The sequence below is a fragment of the Paenibacillus sp. sgz302114 genome (assembly GCF_056120345.1).
In genome coordinates this window covers 1-26,109 of record NZ_JBVYOI010000002.1, presented here as the reverse complement: position 1 = coordinate 26,109, position 26,109 = coordinate 1, and the positions used below count along the sequence as shown (strand labels likewise).

The following is a 26,109-nucleotide window of genomic DNA, read 5'->3' as shown; positions in this document are numbered from 1 at the left end:
ACAAATCGCCATGAAGGAGTCAATAGTATGCTCATCTTTTTTTTGAGAAGCTTATACAGTCGTGATGATGGTTTCCACTATACGGAAGAACAAGTTAAGGAGATTATGAATGAGATCGAAGTGTTTCAAATTTACGCGCAGGTATATCATGCACTGCTAGGCGATGCCCGGAAGGAGCAGATGCCTTCTTTTTTTATCGACTGGCTTAAAGTGAAGGCGGATCGGGTATGCAGTCAAAATTTACTGCTGCGAACCGAAACAGAAACGTTGCTCGGCAGGCTGGAACGGCATACCATTCCAGTGATGCCGTTGAAGGGCACGCGGTTTGCGGAGAGCTACTTTGGACATTTTGCAGCCAGAGGGACTAGCGATATTGATTTATTGGTACCTCGGGAGCAGATGGAGCTTGCAATAGCCTGCGCGGAGGAACTCGGGTATCATCCGACAAATTCCGTGGAAGACCATCATAACGTAACGCTGAGAAAGGTCTCAGGTAAGTTGCCTGCTCCAGTTGAGCTTGAGCTGCACCATCATATTATGGATATGCGGACCTGTGATCTGCCGGCTTCTACGCTTTGGAGCGGCAGCGTTCCATACAAATCTTATAAATCAGTGCAAGAAATGTCAGTGCAACAGACCTTTTACATGATTTGCTTGCACGGCATTAAGCATCGGATGGACTCGATCAAGTACATGATCGATATTCTGCAAATGATTGAACAGTGCGGCGATCAACTAGACTATGACGAGCTGATGCGGCAGGCTGAGAATGACAAAACAAGGTCAAGAATCGTCGCGGCACTGTCCATTGTCTACGAATGCTTCCCTCATCTGCATCGCCGTAAACCTTTTCATTGGATGAAGAAGGTCTACTTCTGGAATTACAGTCTGATTCATCGACTGAATACGAGACACCAGTCGATAAAGCCAGTATTTAATAAGTTGTTTCCTTTGCTATTACTGGACACATGGACTCATCGCTTGAATTATATTAAGAGAATGTAAATTTAGAATTGACTAGATACACTTTGTATCATAAAATGAATATAAGCTGTTGAGTGATTGCTTCGTTTGGATATTCCGGTTCTGCAGACAATGAAGCACGGTGTTTCCGATGTTGGGGGAGTCGCTTTTTATTATTTATGTTACAAATTGTATCAATTGATAGGGTGGAATTCATTGATTGCACACAGTGGATTCCCTCTCAGATTTAAGGGGGACGTGCCGTGGGTTACAGGGCAAGAGTCATTTACTTTGCAGCAGTCGACTTGATTATGGTTTGGATCAGCATGTTTATTGCGTTTGCCCTTCATTTCGAAGGCCGCATTCCGAAAGAGCATCTTGTTCAGTTCGGGCTATTCTCCATCTGTACCTCGATCGTCGGAATTGCTTTCATGTACCTATTCAAGCAGTATAAGCAAGTATGGCAATATGCCAGCGTTGAAGAACTGGTATCGGTGCTTCGAACGCTCTTTTTAAGCTGCGGTCTCTCCTATCTTATCGTGCAGGCAGTTATTGGGCTGCATATACCAACCTATGTATTAATAAACCATTTCGAGACGCTGATTTTGTTCACACTGGGGACGAGACTGACATGGAGAATCGTCAGAAGCTACAATGTGCGTAAGCAGCATGTTCAGAGGAACGCGCTTATTATTGGGGCGGGCGACTGCGGCAGGTTGATCGCCAAAGAAATGCAGTTTAGCCGCACCTGTTCGCTTCGTCCGGTTGGCTTTATTGACGATAACGCTATGAAACACCGACTCGTAATCGGTGGCTTGCCGGTGATAGGCGGAAGAGATCAAATATCAAGTGCCGTGGAACGGTATGCTATCGACGAGATTATTATCGCGATCCCCTCGTGCTCCCGTAAGGAGATTGCGGAAATTATCGAGGTTTGCAAGCCGACGAAAGCGAAACTGAAAATCATACCGCACATAACTGACCTTATTCACGGAACTGTCGCAATTAAGGAGATGCGCGATGTAAGCGTGGAGGATCTGCTCGGCCGCGATCCGATCGAAGTAGATCTTCAAGGAATCGCGAACTATGTTCAAGGTCAGGCCGTGCTCGTCACCGGTGCAGGCGGATCCATCGGTTCAGAGTTGTGCAGGCAGATCGCTCCTTTTACACCGGAGTTGTTGATCCTGCTCGGTCACGGAGAGAACAGCATCTATACGATCGAAATGGAATTGAGACAAAATTATCCAAAACTTCAAATTGAAACCGTGATCGCCGATATTAAAGATCTTAACCGCATGGACGAGGTGTTCCGGCAATTGAGGCCAAGGGTTGTGTTCCATGCTGGTGCCCACAAGCACGTGCCGCTGATGGAAAAGAATCCCGCCGAAGCAGTGAAAAACAACGTATTCGGGACAAAAAATTTAGCGGAATGCGCGGATCAATACGGTGTAGAGCGGTTTGTCCTAATTTCTTCCGACAAAGCAGTGAATCCGACAAATGTAATGGGCACGACGAAGCGGATTGCCGAGATGGTCATTCAAAGCATGAACAAAAACAGTCAAACGAAGTTTACTGCAGTCCGATTCGGAAATGTACTTGGCAGCAGAGGCAGTGTCATTCCGAGATTCAAAGAACAGATCGCAAAAGGAGGACCGGTAACGGTTACCCATCCCGAGATGATCAGATATTTTATGACCATTCCCGAAGCGGTACAGCTCGTCATCCAAGCTGGGGCGCTCGCCGAGGGAGGAGAAACGTTCGTGCTCGATATGGGTAAACCGGTAAAGATCGTAGACTTGGCCAGAGATCTCATCCAGCTATCCGGATATGAGCCGAATATTGACATTGAAATTGCGTACACCGGCATTCGTCCTGGCGAGAAGATGTATGAGGAATTATTAACTGATGAAGAAGGATTAACCTCGACAAAGCATGATAGAATCTTTATTGGCCGGGCTTCCTCGATGAACCGGGCTGAGCTGGAATTCGAGTTGAAACGGTTGGAACGGGTCGTGGGCGAGGGCGATGCCGTTGTAAGAGAAATGTTGAAATATCTGGTGCCTTCCTACAAGGATCCCAGCTATCCGACAGAATTTAAGGGATATGATCAAAGGCAACGAGGATTGGCTCGCGCTTCGACTAATTGATAGCTGCAAAGAGATAGGAGGGAAGGGAATTGAACCTTTTAGTTACCGGCTGTGCCGGATTTATCGGCTTTCATGTAGCGCGGCGTCTGCTTGAGCAGGGATTCAGTGTAGTCGGAGCGGACAATATCAATGATTATTACGAAATTGGCTTGAAAGAGGCGAGGCTACACCTGTTGGACGCGTACGAAAAGTTCCGTTTTGTGAAAATTTCTCTTGAGGATATAGAGAAAACAAAGCAATTGTTTGAGGAAGAATCGTTTCAAGCTGTCATTCATTTGGCAGCGCAAGCTGGAGTGCGTTACAGTATAACGAATCCTCACGCCTACATCCAATCCAATATTGTCGCTTTTACGAATATATTGGAGGGTTGCCGGCATCAGCATGTGCGGCACTTATTATACGCGTCATCAAGCTCCGTATATGGCGCTAATGTGAAGATGCCATTTGCCACCTACGATAACGTAGATCATCCAGTCAGTCTCTATGCAGCCACCAAGAAGGCGAATGAGCTGATGGCGCACACATACAGCCATTTGTATGGTTTGCCTACCTCGGGACTACGTTTCTTTACCGTATATGGACCATGGGGAAGACCGGATATGGCCTATTTCAATTTCACGAAGTGCATTATTGAAGGTAAACCGATTCAAGTCTTTAATAACGGGAATATGAAGCGGGATTTCACATATATCGACGATATTGTCGAAGGCATCGTGCGGTTAATAGACCGTCCTCCAGTGCCGAATTCCACCTGGGATCGGGAGTTCCCAGATCCCGGTACAAGCTATGCGCCTTATCGAATTTATAACATGGGTAACAATCAGCCGGAAGATTTGATGTCGATGATCAGGACGATTGAGGAGCTCGTAGGCAAACAAGCGGTCATTGAGTATTTGCCAATGCAGCAAGGAGACGTTGTTGCTACTTATGCCGATATTCGCGGCTTGGAGAGCATGATCGACTTTAAACCTTCGACTTCCATCAAGCAAGGTTTAAATCAATTTGTGAACTGGTATATGAGCTATTATTCAAACCGAGCGAAAGAAGTGAGATGCCATGAATAAAGTCGCGCATATTTGCACGTCCAGCATCAGCCACAAAATATTGGCTGATAAATTGATGCTTATGAAGTACAAGGGATATGACATTCATCTGATTTCATCCAAAGAAGGCTACGATGAAAAGCTCATGAAGCAATATCCATTGACGCTTAAATTCGTGCCTATGAATCGCAGCATCCGGCTGCTCAAGGATATACGCTCGATCTACAAGCTCGTGAAGCTGATTAAAAGCGAGAAATATGACATTGTCCATACTCATACGGCCAAAGCGGGATTGATTGGCAGAATTGCTGCTTGGCTGACGCGCACGCCATTAATCATTCACACGACCCACGGACTTCCTTTCTATGAAGGTCAAGGCGCGATGAAAAACTTTGTTTACAGATCCTTGGAGAAGGTGGGCTCATGGTTTTGCGATGCGATCGCGTCTCAAAACAAAGAGGATATGGAAAAAATCAAAGCCTACGCGCCTGGGAAAAGGGTGTTCTATGAAGGGAATGGCGTCGATCTTGCGCACTTAGACAAAAGAATAGCAGGTATATCCAGTGATGAAATCCAAACACTGAGAGAGAAATGGAATATACGTTCCAATCAGAAGGTACTGCTTGTCGCAGCAAGACTTGAACCGGTAAAAAACCATAGCTTTCTATTGGCTGGTTTGCGAAAATTGGTGGAAGCCGGGCATACCGACTTTGTTTGTTTGCTTGCGGGAAAAGGACCTCTGGAAACTCAAATCCGAGAGGAAATCAAGAAGCTGGGTTTGGAGCCTCACGTGAAGCTGATCGGACATCAGACGGATATTTATCCATATATTAAAATGTCGGACGCTGTCGTGCTCACTTCCGAGAAGGAAGGCATACCGCGTATCGTCATGGAAGCAATGGCTTTCTCGAAGCCTGTCATCGCAAGCGACGTTCTCGGTACGCGGGAAGTAGTCGTGCATGAATCAACAGGTTTGCTCGTTCCTTATCTGCAAGAGAAGGAGTTGGCGGAAGCAATTCGACAAGTTATTGTTAACTCGACATGGGGAAAGCAGCTTGGGGTAAATGGTCGAAAAGTCGTCGAGAAAGAATTTACTGAAGAAGTTGTTACGCAGCGGATCGATCATTATTACCGACAATTAAACGGCGGAGTCGTCGTAAAACGTCAGATGGAGTTTTCTTAAAGATTTTCTAAAAAATATTGAATCTCAAGGTCAAAAGAGGTTGCTTTAAACCTCTTTTTTTTGCTAGCATATGGATGATACAAAATGTATCTCATGCCAAAGGGGTTGTGATTGAAGATGTCGATCATGCAGAAGCAAATGAAGGTGTTCTTTATCCTAGTGCTCTTCTTATCACTAAATGTACTTGATCCTTTCACATCGTTTGCCCATGACACATCAAAAAGAGACGATTCGACGGAAGCTCAGCTCTACGAGAAATGGATGGATCTAGTCGAGCATACGCTCGTGGACAACAACATTATGGACAGTGGCTCTCATCTTGCGAAGCATTCCCATGATACGCCAATTAACCGGATGGACTTTATTACCATGTTGATGAAGACCGTATATTCGGCAAGTGCGCTGGCAGATCTTCTCAAGAACATTAATAAGTGCTCCTTTTCGGACGTAAGGGACACAACGGGCTGCAAGTACTTGGAATTGGCTAAAAAACAGAGAGTGGTCACCGGTTTTCCGGACGGCTCGTTTAAACCGGCACGTGATATTACGAGAGCGGAACTGGTAGCGATGACGATCAAAGCGATTCCGTTCCCGATTGTAACGACGGGGCCAAAACAGAGTTTCTTCGACGTCAGCAAAAAACACTGGGCGTACGATGCGGTTACGCTGTCCGTTCAGCTTAATTTAATTACAGGCTACTCAGACGGTAATTTTAAACCGAATCAGCTGGCGAAGAACGGAGAGGGGCTTATCGTACTTTACGAGGTTCTGAAGCTTGTGAAACAAGAGAAGGTGAAACCGGAGGATCAATCGAATCCCGATCCGGCAGCACCGGGCAAAAGCCCAAAGAACCCGCAGCCTGTTAACGATCTCATGATTGGATGGGGAGACGATCTGCTCATTCACGGCAATATCGTAACGCCAGGCGAACGCCTTCCATTGGAAGTCGTGCTGAAAAATGCGGAGCGGGATAAGGTGAAGTTGAAATGGACCGCGAGCGGCGGCACAATCACGCAGCAAGCGGGATTAACGGCACTGTGGACAGCTCCGATGGTGGATGGGGAGTTCGTTCTAACGGTTACGGCAAAATCCCCATCAGGGACAACAGTTACATTATCTGAACGTTTTGTCGTATCTACCCTGGCACTCGAGGATGAATTTAAATTTTCCGATCCGGCGAATTTTATTGACGACGCTCCTGATGATATCGACTCCGATGGCGATGGTTTAATGGACTTCGAGGAGACGGCACTGAGAACGGATCCGAAGAAGGCCGATACGGACGGAGATGGATTAAGCGACTACTATGAAGCCAAAGTGTACGGCTCAAATCCATTGGTGTCGGATTCCAATGGCGACGGTATCAAAGATGGAAAGGTTTGTGACTCCACAAACTATGCAACCGGCACCTGCAAGCGTGGTTGATACATTTTGTACCATTATGTTCATTGGGGGATGACCATGAAACGAATTGGCAAGGACTCCGTCCTGAACGCTGTTTATGAGTCAAAGCACATTTTCCATGCTCACGGTATATTTCGTTCCTCTATCATAACTGCTGCTATGCTTGCTTTTGTGCTTTATTTGATGAGCGTTCATGCCCCAATCGCGCATGCGGACGGCGAGCCGGTCGGTCAAGTTACCATCCTTCACGATACGCATATTCACGGCCGATACGCTATGCCGACGACCCCAGAATTGAATATGGCGAATCTGTTCGGTGTCGCGAGAATGATTGAGAAGAATAAGCCTAACGCACTCTATTTGGCTAATGGCGACGACATTGCTACATCCGTTTTATCAGACGTATTTCAGGGGAAGCATGTCACGGATGCCTTTAATGTAAGTCCGGTCGATTACGACACGTTCGGCAACCATGATTTCGACTACGGTCCTGATGTGCTGAAGCAGCGGGTGAGAGAAAGCCGCTTCCCTTGGATTACGGCCAACATTATCGATACGCGTACAGGTGATATTTTCGGTAAAGAAACAGGCAATGTGCAAAAGTTCGTCATTCGAGAAGTGAATGGCGTGAAGGTCGGGATTACGGGGCTCGGACGTACAGGCGCTTACATGGATGCGACAGTTGCTGTAGTGGACCCTGTTATCACGATGACAAAGCTTGTGCCTGAGATGAAAGCAGCCGGCGCGGATATTATCGTCGTGATCTCCCATTTGTCCAATAAACAATCCAGACTGCTTGCTAGCCAAGTTAACGGAATATCTGTCATCGTCGGCGATCATAGTGAGAGTGTCTTGGAAAAGCCGGAAGAGGTGTTGAATCCGGATGGAAAGCACGAAACGATTCTTTCCTTCCGAGGTTGCGAATTTAATTATCTCGGAGAACTGACACTTCAGGTTGACGTCAAAAAAGGCATTGTAACCTACTATACCTATGTGAAGCATGTTATCCTCGACGAGATCAAAAAAACGGGGTTTACGCCTGACCTTGCTGTGAAGAATGTGATGGATCAGTATTACGCCAAAGCGAGCGCAACCATGATCGGAACAAGCGCAGTACCGATTGAAACGCGTAAAACCGTCATTCGCAAAAAAGAGACGGCAATCGGAAATTATGTGACGGATGTTATGCGCGCCTGGAGGAACAGCGACGCTGCGATACTTGTCTCCTCGCAAATTGCCGGTAATATGTTGTATCCCGCGGGGCCGTTAAGTCAAAAACAGATTCTGGACCTCCTTCCCAATACATCGCTAATGGTGGAACTGCGAGTTACCGGCAGCCAGCTGCTCCAGGCACTCGAAAGCGGTGTTAGCAAGGTGGAGATTACTGACGGGAGATTTCTGCAAGTCAGCGGGATTAATTTTTCCTATGATTCAATGAAAGCGGCAGGGAGCCGCATTGTCAAAGCGAGCATTAATGGATCCCCTGTTAACCCGAGCGCATATTACACCCTTGCAACAATTGACTACGTTGCCAATGGTGGAGCTAGTGGAGGTACGAATACCCCATCTGACTATGAAATGCTGAAATCGGCGGAAATAGTAACAGACCCCGAGAAGGGACCTCTGTTAACCACGCTCGTCAGGAATCAGATCCAGCAGGACGGAACGATTTCCCCTGATATCGAAGGCCGAATTGTTGCGAATGATTTCGTACCTCCTATAACGTCGCCGAATGTCACGCCTGCAGCGCCGGATGGTGTCGGAGGATGGTATACGCATAATGTTACGTTTACGCTCTCCGCATATGACGCGTACGATCCGGTTTCGGGAATTGCCAAGACGGAATACCGCATCAATAACGGAAGCTGGATCACCTATACGGGCGCAGTGACGCTCTCGACTGAAGGCATTCAAAAAGTAGATTACCGAAGCAGAGATACTGCCGGTAACATTGAATCGTACAAATCCATGAGCTTCCAAATTGACAAAACAGCTCCTGCTACAACCTATGCGCTGAATCCGGCACCGTCTCCGGATATGAGCTACGATAAGCTTGTTACGTTAAGTCTAGCCGCATCCGAGAGCGGTTCAGGTCTTACCAAGACCGAATACCGTTTGAGTGGCGGAGCTTGGGCGACATACGGCGGACCGCTTCTCTTCACTGATGACGGAAACTATGTCATCGAGTACAGAAGCACCGACCAGGCGGGAAACATAGAGACGCAGCATGAGGTTAGCTTCAGGATCGCAAAACCGTTCGACGATACACTTGCGCCGAATACAACTGTTCAACTTAGCCCGGAAACGCCTGGAGACAGTAATGGCTGGTATACAAATGACGTGCAAGTAACGCTAAATGCCGTGGATGATGTATCGGGAGTCGCATTAACCGAATATCGAATCAATGACGGCGCATGGGTCCCATTCACCGGCGCGTATACGTTGACTAGAGAGGGTACCACGATTATTAGCTATCGGAGCAAGGATGTCATCGGCAATTTGGAAACAGCCAAATCGGTAGCGATTCAGCTAGATAAGACAGCTCCAACTACTTCGAGCACAATCGATCCTTCATCAAGCGGCGGCTTATATCACGATGATATACAGGTAAGTCTTACTGCAACAGACGTGATTTCCGGCTTGCTCAAAACGGAATATCGCATTAACAGTGGAGCCTGGTCGCCTTACATTGCTCCCGTACTGTTTAATCAGGATGGTGCTTTTACCGTAGATTATCGCAGTATTGATCAAGCTGGCAATGTAGAAGACAGCCATGCCATAAGCTTCACTATTGCCAAGGATGCTGCCGCTCCGGAAACGCAAGCTTCGCTGAATCCGTCATCACCAGGAGGCAGCGGAGGCTGGTATAACGCAGATGTTCAAGTTTCTTTCATTGCGTCCGATGACGTTTCCGGCGTAGCTGCGACTGAATATCAGATCAATAGCGGCAGCTGGCTGCACTATAACGGTCCGATCACGATATCAGCAGACGGCATCTATTCGATCAATTACCGGAGTAAGGATCTTGCAGGTCATTTAGAGAGCGTGAAGACGCTCAGCTTCAATCTCGATAGAAACGCGCCGGTGACGTCCATTGCGATGAATCCGTCTAATGGTTCACAGCCATACCGGTCAGCTGTAATCGTAACGCTTGCAGGACAAGATGCGACTTCATTGATTGGGCAGACCGAGTATCGCGTAAATAGCGGAGCGTGGACTTCGTATAGTGAGCCGCTGATCTTTAGTGCAGACGGTAGCTATACGCTGGATTATCGCAGCACAGATCAGGCGGGCAATCTGGAGATTATCCAATCGGCAGTTTTTACGATTGCTTCCGCCGATACGACTCCGCCGGTCACGACCATTTCGCTTAAGCCTGTAATTTTGAGTGGTTTCGTAACCAAGGTAGGCATCTCGTTTGCGGCGATGGACGATTTCTCCGGCGTTGCCAGGACATACTACCGGATCAACGGGGGAAGCTGGACCGTCTATACAGCTAAATTCAATACCCCGCAGAAAGAAGGGGCATACGTAATTGATTTCTATAGTGAAGATAATGCAGGTATGAAAGAGACTGTGAAAACCGCAACAGCTTACGTAGATAATGTTGCCCCTGTGTCGAACGCTACGCTGTCGCCATCATCAGGCCAAGGTCCGTACGCAACGGACGTGACCCTGTCGATAACTGCTTCTGACATCACTTCTGGGGTAGCGAAGACGGAATACCGGTTGAATGGAGGAGCTTGGACTAATTACAGTAATCCGGTATTGTTCACCTTAACCGGAACATTCAACGTCGATTATAGAAGCATTGACCAAGCAGGTAATCAAGAAGCTTGGAAAACGGTCAACTTCTCGATCGTCAAAGGGGAGGTTGTGGACCAGACGGCTCCTATTACGATCGCAGCTTTAAATGCAAGCGTTCCGGCGAGCGGCTCCGGTTGGTTTAAGACCGATGTCGGCGTCACGCTGGCCGCAACGGATGATATATCGGGCGTCACCCAAACGGAATACCAATTGAACGGAACCGGTTGGAAGGTGTATACCGGCGCAGTAACCATCACGAGCGAGGGCGTGAATACCTTAGAGTACCGAAGCCACGACGCTGCCGGCAATGTGGAAACTGCTAAGGTTATATCCGTGAGCATTGATAAGACAATTCCATCAACCACTTCCAAATTAAACAAGCTAGCGAATGGGAACGGATGGTATACGAATAAGGTGTATCTATACCTCTATCCGAAAGACAACATTGGTACTCCTGTGACCGAATATCGGATCAATGGCGGCAGCTGGACAACATACACGGATACAATTGCATTTCTGAACGACGGCAGTTATCTGGTCGAATACCGAAGTATGGACGCAGCGGGCAACGTGCAGCTCGTGTCGCTATCGGTCATTCTGATTGATAAAGCGGCTCCGGTATCGAGTGCAGCTGTAACTGCTGCGACTAATGATGGCAAGAATCTCACGATTACGGCAACAGATGCGACGTCCGGTGTGGCGAAGACGCAATGTCGGATTAATGGCGGCGCGTGGATGCCGTATACCGGGACGCTCAACTTTAGTGCAAAAGGCACCTATTCCATAGATTACTCAAGCATAGATATCGCTGGAAACGACGAATCGGGTGCTGACGGAACGCAGTATAAAAACATACAAGTAGTGGTTAATTAGTGATTAAAGGCGTCCTCTTAGAAGGCATACCTTCTGAGAGGACGCCTTATCTTGATAAAGGCTGGTGTTTAATTTAGTGTTGCGCTTAATCAAATCATATCGCGGCAAGTTGTCTATCATTATCGCGGCGCTCCTTGTCGTCGTCGGTACGAAGTACCTGAGAAATGAGATCAAACCGGTCGAAGCGTCGGTTGACCACCATGTGTCGATTACGGTTTTCGGTGCGAAGCCGATCGAAAAGAAGAAAGGTTTCAATAGCACGATTGCGATTCAGAAAGCGATTAGAAGTGCAATTGAAAAGCAGCTGCCTCTCTATATACCTTCTGGCACCTATGAGGTGGATAGCGGAGAATTGAAAGCAAGGATACCCGGAGGGAAGCGCCTGGAAATTATCGGTGAAGGATCAACAAGCGTCATCCGCCGCAAGTCGGGATCGGTCACTCGTGACTCTCAGGATATGCTGGTTATCACATCCAAGAAAGGAACTGTTAGCAGTGTCATTCTCAGGAACTTTGCACTAGATGGAAATGCCACCGGAAATCCGCTGCCTAAGAGCAGCAAGGATACTTATCTTTGGCAGCATAGCTCCGGAATACGAATTAGCGGCGCGAGCTCGAAGTCGAGAATCAGCTCGGTGCTGATCGACAATTTAACATGCTACGATCCGGTGGCTGATCATATCTTTTTTCCCGGAAGTGGAGACTCTTACGTAGATACCGTGCGCGTAAGCAATATGAAAGCTTATAAGAGGAATCGAGTGCGTTCCGATGTGACCGTGACAGGGGGCTTAAAGCAGTTAATTGTAACCAATTCGGAGCTTACTAAACTTGAAGTGGAACTAAATAAACCGTATAAGGGGACTTTCTTGGTTAAAGTATCAAGTGTAAAAATCACCCAGAAGCTAGATATCGCTGGAGATAATATGGAATTTCAAGGTACTCAAATAGTTGCGGCTCACTTTAGGTTTTGGAAAGCTAAGGGCTGGGTGAAAGACTCGAAGCTCTATTTCGAGAAGGATGTCATGCCTCCGAGAGTCGATCAGATTTATGGCATCAGATTCGTAAATACCGAGTTTCATTATCCGGTTGCTTCGGACGGGACAATCTATCCGTTGACGCTCAACTATATGTTTAACGTTTCTTTCGAAAAATGCAAATTTCTTATCGATGCAGACCCTGAGGACAGTTCCGTTTCTTATAAAGGAAGTGCGCTAGAAACGAGAACTAGAACTGATCAGAGCGAGGTCCGCATGCTTAGAGTTACGGATAGCGAGTTTGATAAAAGATTCAGCGAAGATATCCGCCTAGACAGGAGCGGGTCGGCGATTCTCACAAACAATGTGTACAGCGGAGTCGATGCGGCAATTTACATGTCCGGCTCTCAGAAATATAGGTTAAATGTCGTAATCGACGGAGGAACGTTTGAACATATTACCGGTTTGCCATTCCGGTTTGATTCGGTCGATGGCCTAACGTTGACCTTAAAGAATATTCGAATGCCGGCGGAGCTCGGTGGGTACAAAAAAGAGAAGGATTCCTCCAACCCGATTTATATAACTAATAATCGAGAGCTGATTGCGACGCAACTACCGTCAGGCGGTGCAATCAGAGGTGACACCTTAACGATTACAGGCAATAGTAATATCGGTGCTACCAAATGGATCGCTATGCAGTCTAGTAGTGACGCAGCAGTTTGGTCTCCTATAACAGAGATCTCAATAAAAACTAAATAAATCACTTGACATGTTACAAAATGTATCTAAAATAGAAGTATGGGATTGATACTAATTGTATCATCTTTAGAAGCATAAATACTTGGTGGAGGTTTTAAGGATGGAGCTGGATTTGCGTAAAATTTTACAAATTATTACAAGAAGACTGTGGGTCATCGTTTTGACCGTCTGCATCGTTTGCGGAGCGACAGCCGCTTATACGATGTATGACGTCAAGCCTGTGTATGAGGCGTCTACGCGGCTGATTGTGACGAACAAAGGCGGCGCCGATATGAAACAGCTTGATTACAGTCAGATCAATGCCAACATGCAGCTAATTGAAACGTACAAAGAAATTATTACAAGCTCGAAAATTTTGGATGTTGTTGTTAAGAAACACCCGGAGCTCGGACTTGACGTCAATCAGCTGCTGAAGAATGTCAATGTCAGCTCCATCTCCAACACCCAAGTCATGGTCATTTATGCAACGGATTCATCATCCGAGCGAGCAGTCAAAATTGCCAACGCGGTATCCTTAGAGTTTCAGAAATTGATTCCTTCCATCATGCAAGTCGATAACGTATCCATATTGGACGAGGCGGAGTCAACGATCGATATCAACGTAATTACTCCAGATTCGAAGTTAATGCTTCTGCTAAGCCTTGTCCTTGCACTATTCTTGGCTGCAGGGATCATCTTCTTAATGGAATATTTCGATGACCGGTTTCGGTCGGATGAGGATATTGCGAACGTGTTGAACATTCCTCATCTCGGAACAATCGTTACGGTTAAGAAGCGGTATCTGAAGCCTGTTAAATCCCAAATCGTTAAAGGAAGGAAGGTTGATTCGAATTATGCTAGAGTCAACTAACAAGATCGTAACGATGGTTAATCCGGAGAGCATGGTTTCGGAAGCATACCGATTGCTATCCACCAATATCGAATTTGCGTCTCCAGAGAATGAGATGAAAGTCATTCTGGTCACTTCGGCATCTCCTAGTGAAGGGAAAACAACGATTGCTGCTAACCTGGCCGTTACATTCACCCAAGAGAATAAGAGAGTACTGCTTATTGATGCAAATGTACGGAGACCAATGCTGCATCAATTATTTATGAAGAGCAATGCCTTCGGACTTACAAGTATTCTTAGAAACGGCAGTACTGAAGGCGACCTGCTTCAATTCTGTTTGCAAGATTTATTCCTCATCGCGTCCGGACCGAATACGACTAATCCGTCGGCTTTATTTACTTCTGACTTGTTTCAAGAGCTGCTAATCGAGATGAAGCAGGAATTCGATATCGTTATTGTTGATAGCCCTTCTGTGCTATCGCTCGCAGATGTGCCTAAGCTGGCGGCCGTTTGCGATGGAGTATTGCTCGTGATTCATTCGAAGTTAGGGAAGAAGCGGCTCGTGAAGCAAGCGATGTCTAAGCTGAAACTCGTCCAGGCCAATGTAATTGGTGCTGTGATGAATCAGAAGAAAAACAATGATCTTAGCAAAAACTTCTCCTATTACAACTAACTAGCTTCATAAGGACTTTCGAAAAAAAGGTGGTTTTGACGAGATGAGCATTAAAAAAGCGATCATTCCTGCTGCGGGGCTTGGAACCCGGTTTCTGCCGGCAACTAAGGCCCAGCCGAAGGAAATGCTGCCAATTGTGGATAAGCCGACGATACAGTACATCGTGGAGGAAGCGATTGAGTCAGGCATCGAAGACATCATTTTTATTAGCGGTAGAGGGAAAAGGGCGATCGAGGATCATTTTGACAAGTCCTACGAATTGGAGGACGCTTTGCTCAAGAAACAGAAGATACAGGAGCTGGAGCAAATACGAAAGATATCCGACATGGCACGAATCCACTATGTCCGGCAGAAGGAACCGCTTGGTCTTGGCCATGCGATCTGGTGTGCCAGGTCCTTCATAGGCAATGAACCGTTTGCGGTTCTGCTTGGCGATGATATCGTACAATCGGAGACGCCCTGTTTAAAACAGCTTATCGATGTCTATAACCGCTATCATTCGTCAGTGGTCGGCGTTCAGCGGGTGGATGGTCAGGATGTTTCAAAATATGGCATTATTGCTCCGAAAGGAAACGAAATTGAGCATAATTTGCTTCAATTACAGTCCTTAATCGAGAAGCCGTCGATCGCTGAGGCGCCATCTAACTTTGCGATTATGGGCAGATATATTTTGCGCCCTGAAATTTTCGATCTGCTCGAGAACCAGTCTGCAGGTGCAGGCGGTGAGATTCAGCTTACTGATGCAATCAAGCAGCTAAACGAAACCCAAGCTGTGCTTGCCTATAACTTCAATGGCATTCGATACGATGTAGGGGATAAGCTAGGTTATATCAAAGCAAGCATCGATTTCGCTTTGCAGCGGGATGATCTTAAAGTCGATGTATGGAATTACTTGAAGCAGGTTTTCGAGAAAGAGATCATCGGTGGAAAGGTCGGGTAATTGAACATGACAAAAATCACAGTAATCGGTACCGGCTACGTCGGCCTTGTATCAGGAACATGCTTTGCCGATATTGGTCATCATGTCATTTGCTGCGATGTAAATGAGCAAAAAATAGAACAGCTGAGACGGCTAAGGATGCCTATATACGAGCCAGGCTTGGAGGAATTGGTTAAGAAAAACACGAATGAAGGCAGGCTATCCTTTACATCGGACATCTCGTGGGCCGTGCGATATTCCGACATTATTTTCATAGCCGTCGGTACGCCGATGTCTGAAACAGGAGAGGCGGATCTGCGTTATGTCAGGGCTGCTGCCCAAACTATTGGCGAGAATCTGTTTGAATATAAAGTAATCGTGACGAAGAGCACAGTGCCTGTTGGAACAGGACGGATTGTCCAGCGGATTATTCAGGAGCATGCTTCCCCACACGCTCATTTTGATGTCGTATCCAACCCTGAATTTTTGCGGGAAGGAAGCGCCATCCATGACAGTATGAACATGGATAGGGCGGTAATCGGCGCGACCAGTCCCAAAGCGGCTAATATCGTGGAGGAACTGCACAAGGCTTTCAAAACCCAAATCCTCGTTACTGATCTTGAGAGTGCTGAAATGATTAAATATGCCTCGAATGCCTTCTTGGCGACTAAAATTTCGTTTATCAATTCGATTGCTAATATCTGTGAACGTATAGGCGGAGATATTGAGAAGGTAGCGGAAGGCATGGGACTGGACAGCAGAATCGGAAAGAAATTTCTCCAAGCGGGTATCGGTTATGGAGGCTCTTGCTTTCCGAAGGATACCGTGGCGCTCCATCATATGGCACAATCCGCAGGCTATGATTTTTCGATTATCAAGTCTGTTATGTCCGTTAACGATGCTCAAAAAACAGTCGTCATCGATAAGCTCCTGCAAATACTAGGTGACTTGAGCGGCCAGACGATTTCTATTTTAGGGCTTACGTTCAAGCCCAATACGGATGACCTCCGATTCGCACCATCTCTGACCATTATTCCGGTCCTGCTGCAACATGGTGCCAATGTGCAAGTGTATGATCCGGTTGCACTGAACGAGGTGAAGGCGCAGTTCGGAGCTTCGATCACCTATCATCACAATGTATACAGCGCGGTGCAGCATAGTGACGCATGTCTCATTCTGACCGAATGGAAGGAAATTTTGGATATGGATCTGGAGCTTATCAAATTATGCATGAAGTCACCTATTATTGTGGACGGTAGAAATTGCTTTGAGCTTAACAGCATGAATGCTCTAGGATTTTACTACCACTCTATTGGGAGAATGGCAGTGGGAGAGCAGCACAATCGGGTTCACAGTTTTAGCGGCGCATCGTTTCAATCGTAGCTCACGTTGCGAAACAGATCTATTTTTTTTGATTGCATAGATACGAAATGTATCATAAATGTGGTTTTGATTTAAGATCCAATTTCAGTGCTAGAGGGGAGCAGCGTACAACATGCAGGCGCTTGTCATACAGGATCGGGAGTTTTCGCTCAACCGAATGAAATTATACATCGTTCTCTTGTCAGCCTACCTCGTTCTTAAGCCGTTTTACATCTTGTCGAGCGGGCTCCCTCAAATTGCCGACATCGTACTGACGGGCATGATTTGCTTTTCTTTGTTATCACTGGAGAACGGGATAATCAGCGGCAGTCCACTGATTCGTTGGGGTACGCTTTTCCTGTACTACAGCATTCTTGTCAACATGATTTGGGCGATTATACTAGGCGGAGAATCGCAAACGGTACTTCGTTCCGTTTTCTACTTATTTAATTTAGTCGTAATGATCATGTTTCTGAATATCGCCATCAAACTCGGCAAGCCGCTTTTTATGAAGGTTGTGTTTTATGCGACTGCATATTCAGTACTCCTTCAAGCGCTTCTTATACCGCTGTTTTTGCAGAAAAACGGGATACGCACGACAATGATGTTCAATAATCCTAACCAGCTGGGATATTTCGGCCTTTTATCTCTGGCGCTCCTTATCGTTGCTTCTTCCCACATTAAAGTTCGTCCGCTCTTCTTCTTTTTTTCGATTCTGGCAAGTTTGGCATTAATTATTATTTCATTATCCAAGGCTGCCATCATCAGTGCAGTGCTTACTATATTTCTTTTCATATTTTTGAAGAACGGAAATGATGTGGGAGTCCGAAAAACCAAAATGTATTTGGTTCTCCTTATAGGATTATTAGTGACATTGTTTCTCATCAACGCCAAAGTGATCGTACATAGCAACTTCGTTCAAGACGTGCTGTATCGAATGGACTCCGTCGGTCAGTCGAAGGACGACAATTTGGAGGGCAGGGGCTACGACAGAATCATATCCTACCCGTATTACGTGTTTTTAGGTGCGGGCGAAGGTTTGTACTATCGGTTTAATGCGTATCACGAAATGCACTCCACGATCGGAAATATCTTGTTCTCATACGGCATTGTCGGTTTATTGCTGTTCTCGATATTTATTTACAAAGGCGTGTCTAAACTTCGTTTCGCACAATTTTATCCGTTGCTGACGGTTCTCATATTCGGCTTGACCCACAATGGAATCAGACATACCTATTTATGGCTACTAATTGTTCTTTTATACCTGACTAAGACAAAAATGAATGGGAAGCTGGGGTAGAAATGGAAGAGTTGCTTATCGTCAGAGATGTGCTCCAACAATTTGAAGCCAACAAGATTGTATACTGTCATTGGAAGAGCAATGAGCATGTCAAGGAAGGTCTTTGCGCGATTACGGATTTGGATCTCTTAGCGGACAGCAGCCAGTACGGTAAAGTGCATGATTTGTTGGTGGCACGCGGTTTTAAGCTGTTTGTCGCCTCGTTCGGTATCCGATACGACGGGATCGAAGACTTCATTGGGCTTGATGAAGCGACCGGTAAGATTGTTCATTTGCATATGCATTTCAAGATGACCCTAGGCGAGAAGTATTTGAAGGGTTATTGCCTACCATGGGACCGAACGATATTAGAGACGCGGAAATGGGACGAAGAGAACCGCATCTATGTTGCGGATCCCAATATCGAGCTGGTTCTGCTGCTCGTTCGTGCTGCTTTGAAGTGGAGGTTTAGAAACGGGGTTTCTGCTCTGTTAGGCAAACCTTACTTTCGCGGAGACTTTAAGCGGGAATATCTTTGGTTGAAGGAACGCATTCACGCAGAGCATTTTGAACGGTATTGCAATGAGCTTATCGGAGCCGAGGAGTCAGGCATCTATAAGAAGATGATCCAGGAACCGTTCGATATCAGCGATTTTATGGCCTTTAGGCAGTTAGCCTTGCAGAAGCTGTCTTATTACAAAACATACCGTCAGACTGCTGCTTTTTTCTGGAAAGGGTTTCGGGAATTCACTTTTGTCTTTGCTATGTTTCGAAAGAAGTATTTGAAAATGGCTGTTCCGGTCAGGAGAACCTTGCCATCGGGCGGCATTATTGTCGCTTTCATCGGATCAGACGGCTCGGGTAAATCTACAGTTGTCAAAAAGATCGTCGAGCAATTTAATAAAAAATTCGATGCGACTCATGTCTATTTTGGTAGCGGCGACGGGAAGAGCTCAACATTGCGCTTTCCGATAAAGGTTGCGAGAAAGCTGTTTCTGAAGTCAGCCGGCAAGAAGACGGGGACTGACGCTTCGCGTGCTGCTACCTCTGTTAAGAATAAATCAGGCTTTATCTATCAAGCCGTAAAGCTGTTTTGGGCAATGACGCTTTGGCGTGAGAAACATCAAAAACTGAGAAATGCATGGAAACAGCGTAGATCCGGAATGGTAGTCATTACAGACCGATACCCGCAAACGCAAGTAAACGGCATTAATGATGGCCCGTTACTTAGCCATTGGATTGATCATAAGAATAAGCTTCTGCATACAGCAGCTTCGAGGGAAAGGGTCGCTTACCAAGAGGCGGAAGGCCAGACCCCTGATTTGGTAATTCGGTTGAATGTGACGCCAGAGGTAGCATCTTCCAGGAAGAATGATATGACCTTTGAAGAGTTCGCTCAAAAAATCGAGATTGTCAAATCATTAAAGTTCGATACGAACGTTATCGAAATCGATGCTACTCAGCCGTTGGATGACGTCATAATTGAGGTGAAGAAAGCAATATGGGCTCAAATGTAGACGGTCGGCGAAGTCCTGTCATAATTGAGTTTTTTGGTGTCCCGGGATCCGGGAAGTCTACCTTGTCACACCGCGCTGCACAGATGCTTCGTAATTTTGATTACTTCGTATCTGAGCCTTCCTACGACCTTGATCATCAGAAAAAGACAATTACAAGACGATATATGAAACTGTTTAAAGCGCTAAAACAGCTGTTCCTGAAGCCAATTGGTAGCTTAAGAGGAATCTGGACTATCACTCGATCCGATCAACGCAGCATGAAAGAGATCGTAAAGCTCTCCATTAACCTGCTGTATATTATCGCGTTTTATGGGGACTGTCATAAAAAAGGCGGAATCTATATTTTTGACCAAGGCTTCTTCCAGGCGCTCAGCTCCATTCTATATTCCTCCCGGAATCCATCGATAAAGGATGCTTTGCCGCAAATAGCTGAGAAGCTGATGCCAGATTGCAAATACTTGATTGTGTCGGTACATGCAGAACCGGCTACGGTGTTAAGCAGAATGGAGCAGCGCGGTGGCAGCAATAGCAGGCTAGAGAAGGTGAAGCATGCAAATGAACGAAGCGAACAGCTTGATATTTTCTATCGAAGCTTGCATATGACAGAAGAAGTCATTTTGGGTTTGGCACATAATCATATCCATTCAGCGGTCAATAGGTTTACGACAATTACGATCGAGAACGGTATCGGTAGTAGATTAGGAGATAATGATAGTTTGTTGTCCAGATTTATTCATAATGAGGTGATGGTGCATTGAAATTAGTCGATAGAACAATTAACAGTTTGCTTTGGATGTTTACGGGAACTGCAGCGCAAACGTTAATGACGATTCTTGTAACGGCTATACTAGCACGGCTACTGTCACCTGAGGAATTTGGCCTCGTTTCCGCTTCATTGCTGGTCATTAGCTTTACAACGATTTTTTCCCAATCAGGGATCGGTCCCGCTATTGTACAGAGAGTTGCTTTGACGCCGAATCATGTAAAATCGGGTTTTACATTCTCAGTGCTGCTCGGCCTATTTGCAAGCTGTGTTATTTGGTTGTGCGCTCCTTTGTTTGCCGTAATGCTGAATATCAAGGGTATAACGCCCATTCTGCATGTGCTATGTCTGACCTTTTCTTTTCAAGGTATTTCTATCGTTGCGGAGGCACTCATGCAGAAAGAGTTGCGTTTCCGTGAGATAGCCCTTGTTAGACTCTGCTCGTATATCGTCGGGTATGGCATATTCGGTGTAACTCTAGCTTATTTCGAATTTGGTGTTTGGGCTCTGGTAACAGGCCATCTGCTGCAAACCTTCCTTCAATCGTTCCTTAACGTAATTCTGCAACCACACTCAAAAAAAATGGGCTTCCATTCTAAATCGCTGAAAGAATTGTTATGGTTTGGAGGAGGGCACACGCTTGCCCGCGTCGGAAACTACGTGGCTTTGTTCGGCGATAAGTTTGTTGCGGCAAGGTGGCTAGGAGCTGCGGCCTTAGGTCTATATGAGCGTTCCTATCAATTTATGGTTATGCCTGCAGTATTGATTGGTACCGTTCTTCAGCAGGTTCTATTCCCGGTACTGTCCAAAATGACGGATGACCAAGTAAGGCTACAGAGCACATTCAAAAGGGGGACATCTATTATCTGTTTGGTGACCGTCCCGGCTTCGGTATTGTTCGTGTTGCTGGCTCCGGAAATTATACATATCGTTCTTGGTGCCAAGTGGGGTAGTGCCATCGTTCCTTTTCAGATTCTGGCAATCGGGATTTATTTCAGAACGAGTTATAAAATTGCAGATTCTTTCACTCGCTCGGTAGGAGCGGTCTATAAAAGGGCATGGGTGCAGTGGGGTTATGCAGCCCTTGTATTCGGCGGCTGTATCTTCGCTCAAATATGGGGAATAACCGGAATAGCAACGGCAGTATTATTTGCACTATTTATCAATTACGTGCTCATGACCAATTTAAGTTTACGCATCTTGTCCTATAACTGGGGATCATATTTGCTGATTCACCGTAGCGGGCTGGCGATGGGCGTTGTAACAGGACTGGTTGCGTCAGGCGTATTGGAGCTATGCCGTTGGAAGTTCCATCTAAATGCTTGGGGAACGTTGATTATTACGGTGGCTTCAGTTTTTCTGGCCTGTGGTTTGCTAATAAGCAGGAAGCCTGGCTTTTTTGTGGGAGAAGACGGGATCTGGCTAATCAAAAAATTACAAGAACGATTCGGAAAAAAAACAATGCTTCAATCTACCAAACTAAGCAAAACAACGGCAGATCAGCCATAAATTAATGCGGGAGGTTAGTGTTGTGGAAATCAATACAGTTAAAGAAACGGTGCTGACGCGTCCGGTTTCAAAAGCATTGGCTTCATACCAAGTTACTAAAAGAATGTTTGATATTGTCGTAAGCACAATCGCGATTGTCATATTATCGCCGGTCTTATTGTTACTATCCACGCTGATTTTGATTAGGGATGGAAGGCCAATTCTGTTCAAGCAGCAGAGGGTTGGGATTAATAATACAAGATTTACGATTTGGAAGTATAGAACGATGAAAGTGAGCGCCAAACAATCGGAGCATCACAATTATGAATGGCAATCAGGAATTCCGGATGATCAGCTTATTCGCAACTCGTCTTCGTCGTCAGATATTACGAAGTTAGGGGCTTTCTTGCGAAAGTATAGCTTGGATGAATTACCTCAGTTTTTCAACGTTTTAATGGGTGATATGAGCATTGTGGGTCCTCGTCCCGAAATACCTGAGATTGCGAGACATTATGATGATAAACAGGCAAAGAGGCTGCAAGTGAAGCCAGGCATAACCGGATATGCTCAGGTTAACGGAAGATCCGATATATCCCATGGCGACAAAATTAAATACGACTTGTTTTATATCGACAATTGTTCGATGCAACTCGATGTTTCTATCGTTCTGCGAACCATCAATCTTGTCATTTTTAGTAAGGGCGCATATTAATTGAAATAAAAGCAAGCAAGAACGACCGTATCCCGGATAAGGGGAGCGGTCGTTCTTTTTGTTTGCTTCAAAAAAAACGGATATTTTAACTATTTTATTTAATTACATGCACGGCTTGTCTGGTATTTTCATAATTATGATAAAGGAGATTAATATATTTATCCTTTATTTACTAAGAAAAGGGAGTGACAACATGAGTCCGAGTTATTTAAATGGTTTAGATTATGGGATGAAAAGCCAAACTGATAGCACAAGTGGTTTCCAGAAAGCAATTAACGCAGCGATATCGAATCAATTGCCATTATATGTGCCTAAAGGCACATATTTTATTAACAGTGGCGTTGTAAAGGCGAAACTGCCATCCGCTAAGTCTTTTGTCCTGTATGGAGACGGTGTTGAGACGGTGTTTAAAAGAAAAGATAAGTCGATTACAAAAGACGGGCAAGACATGCTTGAAATTTACAGCGTTAGTGGTGATGTAGTAAAGGTAGAGTTATATAACTTTTCGCTTGACGGCAATGCCCGCATGAATCCGCTACCTGCCGGTACAACTGATATGTATTTATGGGAGCATTGCGCCGGAATTGTAATAAAAGGGGTACTTGGCGCTAAAATCAAAGATGTTCTTATTCATGATTTGACTGCATATGACCCTGTTGCTGATCATATTCTATTTCCTGGTTATTCGAATTGTTATGTGTCGAATGCGCATATCTACAACTTTAATGGCTACAATAGAACACGCACCCGTTCCGATATTACAATAACCGGCGGTATGCAGCAGCTGCTTATTGAGAATTCCACAGCGACCCGTATTGAGTCGGAGCTCAACGAGCCGTTTGATGCAGGCGTATGTAACATGATCGTTAATAACTGTATTATTACAACAAGACTGGATATTATGGGATGCAATAAGGATGATGGAACAGTTACGATGAACTTTTCCGGTAGTAATATTAAAGCACATGATATAAAGTTTCATATGATTACCGGTGGTTTGTCCAACAGTAAAGTGGACATGTCTTTCTCTGACATGACGCGGATGAACAATTTGAAAAAATTTGTCTTCGACGATGTTACCTTTAATATCATGCTGGACGCTAATAATGCAATTCTTGCTCCGCTTACGTTCTACGCTTATGACGGCAATGATGTGACCATACAAAACTCGAAATTTGTTGTGGATAGCGCTGATGCCAATGTTTCTCCAAGCGGTTACCCGATCTTCTTCAAACCGCAAAGCAAATTAAAAATGACCTATCGCGTAAAAAATTGTATGTTTGATGCGCGGCTGAAATCAAACATTGATATCGACCGCAGTGACACCGTTATTTTGGAAAATAACGTGTACAGCGGTTCGGATCACTCCATTCGCGTATACAGCTCAACATCAAGCCCACTTCACCTCACGATTATTGGCGGAGATAAGTCGGCGGTTACAGGAAAATTCCTCTATATTAAAAGAGCTGATGGTTTAGTACTTGTTCAGCAATAAGTGAGCTTATAATAAAATAAATGCAGTAGGTTTAAAAGGATGGCGAACGCTCAGGTTCGTCATCCTTTTTGCTGTTTGCCTTCAAAATAATCCTCGCTCGTCAAGCCGTAGTAGTTGATATCCTCGAATTGATCCCATTTGCGAATATGCTGCTTGAACAGCCCTTCGTGCATCAGGCCGGCTTTCAGCATGACTGCGGAGGAAGCAGGGTTCTTCGTCATGGCGGCGCCCCAAATGCGGTTGAGCTGAATCGTTGAGAAGCCGAAATGAAGAATTTGTATGAGTGCTTCCGTCGTGTAGCCGTTGCCCCAGAAGCTCTGTCCGAGCCAATATCCGATTTCGCCTCGTTTATGTTCAGAAGTCATGTTAAGGCTGATGCAGCCCATCAAAGCATGAGATTCTTTATGGACGATTGCGAACGTATATCCATGACCATGTCTTGCAGCATCCGTGCGAAAATCAATCCACATCCGAGCGGCGCCATCTGGGTATGGATGAGGAAGAGACAATGTGGTGCGTGCAACTGCATGTTCGCCAGCGAGCCGTTGCACAACGGTTGCATCGCTCGGTACGAAAGGACGCAGCAAGAGCCTTTCCGTTTCGAAACGATAGGAAGGAGCTTTGTTCGCCATCGGATCATTCACTCCCTAGAAACTTTTACTTCATTATAGCAACGGACAAGTACAACAAAAAACCCTTTCTTCCTGTTTGTTGAATACAACTCGGGGAAGAAAGGATTTGGTGATCTTTTTGCTATTGAGCTAAGTATATTAGTCTTCCGCGCTGCTGTTTGTTTTCTTATTATTACTTTGGGAGCCCTTCGAGGTCGTATTCTTACGGCCCTGACCTTGCTGCTTTGCCAATCCTATTCCCTCCCTTCCGTATTGCTGTAACCTATTGTGCGTAGAAGAGGGATACATTATGAGTGAATTGCTCAATAAAAAACCTCCTATCGAATGTTAAACATCCGCTAAGAGGTTTCATGTTATTACATCGCTACTTTGTTGTTGGTCGACAGCTGGTGTTTGATAGCTTGAAGCCGCCATTTGGATACATGGACTTGCTTCGCTTCCGATGAGCTGTGATCGAAACAGATCAAGCCGTCAGTGATTGAGAGCACCTTCTCCTTGTTGACGTAGCAAGTGCTGCTTACTTTAATGAAACGCCCTGATGAGATATAGCTGTTCAGTTGCTCGGTAGTAATGTTCTTCTTTATGTTGTAGTTTCTACCGTGAAAGCTGACCAATCCGGTCTTCCCGACTTTAAAGTAGTAAATGTCCTTCTCTACCTCAAAGTTCTCATATACGTTGCGGTTCTCATCTGCTACTACCTTCATCATGTATTGAACCCCCTCAAAAAAGATGAATTTGTTAGCGCTTTCATTGTAACACATACGATTTCCATTGTGAACGGGGAGGAGATCAACTTTAAAAAAATTTAGCCGAGTCTACCCTGTTGGAATGTGAATGCATGGATAGAATTCGTGTGTGAAATGTAAAATAATACCTGTTGCAATCGAATTGTGGAACATGGTATATTCTACTTCTGCCGCTGAGACATACACAATGACGCGGGGGTCGAAACGAAAACAAGTTGAAAAATAAAGCTTGCAATTGAGTTTCGATACATGATATATTCTAATTCCGGTCGCGAGGCTGGGACGAGAAATAAGCAAGTTTGTTCCTTGAAAACTGAACAATGAGCGACCTGTCACAAGGTCTAAAACAAGCTAGTTTTTTGAATGAGCTAACAAGCAAATTCATTTGGCGCGAATGGCTCCGCCATTTCGCCTATTATGGAGAGTTTGATCCTGGCTCAGGACGAACGCTGGCGGCGTGCCTAATACATGCAAGTCGAGCGGATCTTGTCCTTCGGGACAAGGTTAGCGGCGGACGGGTGAGTAACACGTAGGCAACCTGC

At 45.6% G+C, this 26,109-nt stretch carries 19 protein-coding genes and 1 rRNA gene; 18 read left to right on the top strand and 2 right to left on the bottom strand.

Annotated elements, in window-relative coordinates; translation table 11 throughout:
• The first annotated feature begins 27 nt into the window (after positions 1-27).
• The 17 genes from AC0LWF_RS05140 to AC0LWF_RS05060 all read left to right on the top strand — a co-directional run bounded on the left by AC0LWF_RS05140 (position 28) and on the right by AC0LWF_RS05060 (position 24,189).
• Positions 28-1,005, top strand: a complete 978-nt coding sequence (locus AC0LWF_RS05140) for a nucleotidyltransferase family protein (protein ID WP_474650498.1) — start codon at positions 28-30, stop codon at positions 1,003-1,005.
• 221 nt (positions 1,006-1,226) lie between these two features.
• On the top strand, positions 1,227-3,110 hold the full coding sequence (locus AC0LWF_RS05135) for a polysaccharide biosynthesis protein (RefSeq protein ID WP_474650497.1): 1,884 nt from the start codon (positions 1,227-1,229) through the stop codon (positions 3,108-3,110).
• A gap of 29 nt (positions 3,111-3,139) precedes the next feature.
• The gene (locus tag AC0LWF_RS05130; protein ID WP_474650496.1) at positions 3,140-4,174 is read left to right on the top strand and encodes an NAD-dependent epimerase; all 1,035 of its coding nucleotides are present in this window, start codon (positions 3,140-3,142) and stop codon (positions 4,172-4,174) included.
• Positions 4,167-5,336: a glycosyltransferase family 4 protein gene (locus AC0LWF_RS05125; RefSeq protein WP_474650495.1), complete on the top strand. Its 1,170-nt coding sequence runs from the start codon at positions 4,167-4,169 to the stop codon at positions 5,334-5,336. The genes AC0LWF_RS05130 and AC0LWF_RS05125 overlap by 8 nt, the downstream gene beginning before the upstream one ends.
• A 117-nt stretch (positions 5,337-5,453) precedes the next feature.
• Positions 5,454-6,761, top strand: coding sequence for an S-layer homology domain-containing protein (locus tag AC0LWF_RS05120; protein WP_474650494.1), 1,308 nt, complete (start codon positions 5,454-5,456; stop codon positions 6,759-6,761).
• 36 nt (positions 6,762-6,797) lie between these two features.
• Positions 6,798-11,420 carry an OmpL47-type beta-barrel domain-containing protein gene (locus tag AC0LWF_RS05115; protein WP_474650493.1) on the top strand — a complete coding sequence of 1,541 codons (4,623 nt, stop codon included), beginning with the start codon at positions 6,798-6,800 and terminating at the stop codon, positions 11,418-11,420.
• A 76-nt stretch (positions 11,421-11,496) separates the two neighbouring features.
• Positions 11,497-13,152 (top strand): glycosyl hydrolase family 28-related protein, encoded by a 1,656-nt coding sequence (locus AC0LWF_RS05110; RefSeq protein ID WP_474650492.1) that lies wholly within the window; start codon positions 11,497-11,499, stop codon positions 13,150-13,152.
• A 100-nt stretch (positions 13,153-13,252) separates the two neighbouring features.
• The gene (locus AC0LWF_RS05105) at positions 13,253-14,002 is read left to right on the top strand and encodes a YveK family protein (protein WP_474650491.1); all 750 of its coding nucleotides are present in this window, start codon (positions 13,253-13,255) and stop codon (positions 14,000-14,002) included.
• Positions 13,986-14,654, top strand: coding sequence for a CpsD/CapB family tyrosine-protein kinase (locus tag AC0LWF_RS05100; protein WP_474650490.1), 669 nt, complete (start codon positions 13,986-13,988; stop codon positions 14,652-14,654). Before AC0LWF_RS05105 ends, AC0LWF_RS05100 begins: the two co-directional genes overlap by 17 nt.
• Before the next feature lie 43 nt (positions 14,655-14,697).
• Positions 14,698-15,594 carry a UTP--glucose-1-phosphate uridylyltransferase GalU gene (galU, locus tag AC0LWF_RS05095; protein WP_474650489.1) on the top strand — a complete coding sequence of 299 codons (897 nt, stop codon included), beginning with the start codon at positions 14,698-14,700 and terminating at the stop codon, positions 15,592-15,594.
• A gap of 6 nt (positions 15,595-15,600) precedes the next feature.
• Positions 15,601-16,956, top strand: coding sequence for a UDP-glucose 6-dehydrogenase TuaD (gene tuaD / locus AC0LWF_RS05090; protein ID WP_474650488.1), 1,356 nt, complete (start codon positions 15,601-15,603; stop codon positions 16,954-16,956).
• A gap of 112 nt (positions 16,957-17,068) precedes the next feature.
• On the top strand, positions 17,069-18,235 hold the full coding sequence (locus tag AC0LWF_RS05085) for an O-antigen ligase family protein (protein ID WP_474650487.1): 1,167 nt from the start codon (positions 17,069-17,071) through the stop codon (positions 18,233-18,235).
• Between the two features lie 2 nt (positions 18,236-18,237).
• The gene (locus tag AC0LWF_RS05080; RefSeq protein ID WP_474650486.1) at positions 18,238-19,731 is read left to right on the top strand and encodes a nucleoside/nucleotide kinase family protein; all 1,494 of its coding nucleotides are present in this window, start codon (positions 18,238-18,240) and stop codon (positions 19,729-19,731) included.
• A gap of 62 nt (positions 19,732-19,793) precedes the next feature.
• Positions 19,794-20,489 carry a hypothetical protein gene (locus AC0LWF_RS05075; protein ID WP_474650485.1) on the top strand — a complete coding sequence of 232 codons (696 nt, stop codon included), beginning with the start codon at positions 19,794-19,796 and terminating at the stop codon, positions 20,487-20,489.
• A complete protein-coding gene (locus AC0LWF_RS05070) occupies positions 20,486-22,003 on the top strand; it encodes a lipopolysaccharide biosynthesis protein (RefSeq protein WP_474650484.1) in 1,518 nt (505 codons plus the stop codon). Before AC0LWF_RS05075 ends, AC0LWF_RS05070 begins: the two co-directional genes overlap by 4 nt.
• A 22-nt stretch (positions 22,004-22,025) precedes the next feature.
• A complete protein-coding gene (locus tag AC0LWF_RS05065; protein ID WP_474650483.1) occupies positions 22,026-22,694 on the top strand; it encodes a sugar transferase in 669 nt (222 codons plus the stop codon).
• A gap of 58 nt (positions 22,695-22,752) precedes the next feature.
• Entirely contained in the window at positions 22,753-24,189 is a 1,437-nt protein-coding gene (locus AC0LWF_RS05060; protein ID WP_474650482.1) for a glycosyl hydrolase family 28-related protein, read from the top strand.
• A gap of 59 nt (positions 24,190-24,248) precedes the next feature.
• Here the strand turns inward: AC0LWF_RS05060 and AC0LWF_RS05055 are convergent, their stop codons facing one another.
• Both AC0LWF_RS05055 and AC0LWF_RS05050 read right to left on the bottom strand, forming a co-directional pair.
• A complete protein-coding gene (locus tag AC0LWF_RS05055) occupies positions 24,249-24,821 on the bottom strand; it encodes a GNAT family N-acetyltransferase (RefSeq protein ID WP_474650481.1) in 573 nt (190 codons plus the stop codon).
• Between the two features lie 356 nt (positions 24,822-25,177).
• Positions 25,178-25,528, bottom strand: a complete 351-nt coding sequence (locus AC0LWF_RS05050; RefSeq protein WP_474650480.1) for a hypothetical protein — start codon at positions 25,526-25,528, stop codon at positions 25,178-25,180.
• 453 nt (positions 25,529-25,981) lie between these two features.
• Here AC0LWF_RS05050 and AC0LWF_RS05045 point away from each other — a divergent pair.
• Positions 25,982-26,109 (top strand): 16S ribosomal RNA (locus AC0LWF_RS05045); the annotation flags it as partial.

What these genes read in the sequence shown, in the direction of transcription:
- AC0LWF_RS05085 (WP_474650487.1), top strand. Translation starts at nt 17,069, where the DNA reads ATGCAGGCGCTTGTCATACAGGATCGGGAGTTTTCGCTCAACCGAATG.
- AC0LWF_RS05055 (WP_474650481.1), bottom strand. Translation starts at nt 24,821, where the DNA reads ATGGCGAACAAAGCTCCTTCCTATCGTTTCGAAACGGAAAGGCTCTTG.
- AC0LWF_RS05125 (WP_474650495.1), top strand. Translation starts at nt 4,167, where the DNA reads ATGAATAAAGTCGCGCATATTTGCACGTCCAGCATCAGCCACAAAATA.
- AC0LWF_RS05100 (WP_474650490.1), top strand. Translation starts at nt 13,986, where the DNA reads ATGCTAGAGTCAACTAACAAGATCGTAACGATGGTTAATCCGGAGAGC.
- AC0LWF_RS05080 (WP_474650486.1), top strand. Translation starts at nt 18,238, where the DNA reads ATGGAAGAGTTGCTTATCGTCAGAGATGTGCTCCAACAATTTGAAGCC.
- AC0LWF_RS05115 (WP_474650493.1), top strand. Translation starts at nt 6,798, where the DNA reads ATGAAACGAATTGGCAAGGACTCCGTCCTGAACGCTGTTTATGAGTCA.
- AC0LWF_RS05050 (WP_474650480.1), bottom strand. Translation starts at nt 25,528, where the DNA reads ATGATGAAGGTAGTAGCAGATGAGAACCGCAACGTATATGAGAACTTT.
- galU (WP_474650489.1), top strand. Translation starts at nt 14,698, where the DNA reads ATGAGCATTAAAAAAGCGATCATTCCTGCTGCGGGGCTTGGAACCCGG.
- tuaD (WP_474650488.1), top strand. Translation starts at nt 15,601, where the DNA reads ATGACAAAAATCACAGTAATCGGTACCGGCTACGTCGGCCTTGTATCA.
- AC0LWF_RS05140 (WP_474650498.1), top strand. Translation starts at nt 28, where the DNA reads ATGCTCATCTTTTTTTTGAGAAGCTTATACAGTCGTGATGATGGTTTC.
- AC0LWF_RS05120 (WP_474650494.1), top strand. Translation starts at nt 5,454, where the DNA reads ATGTCGATCATGCAGAAGCAAATGAAGGTGTTCTTTATCCTAGTGCTC.
- AC0LWF_RS05105 (WP_474650491.1), top strand. Translation starts at nt 13,253, where the DNA reads ATGGAGCTGGATTTGCGTAAAATTTTACAAATTATTACAAGAAGACTG.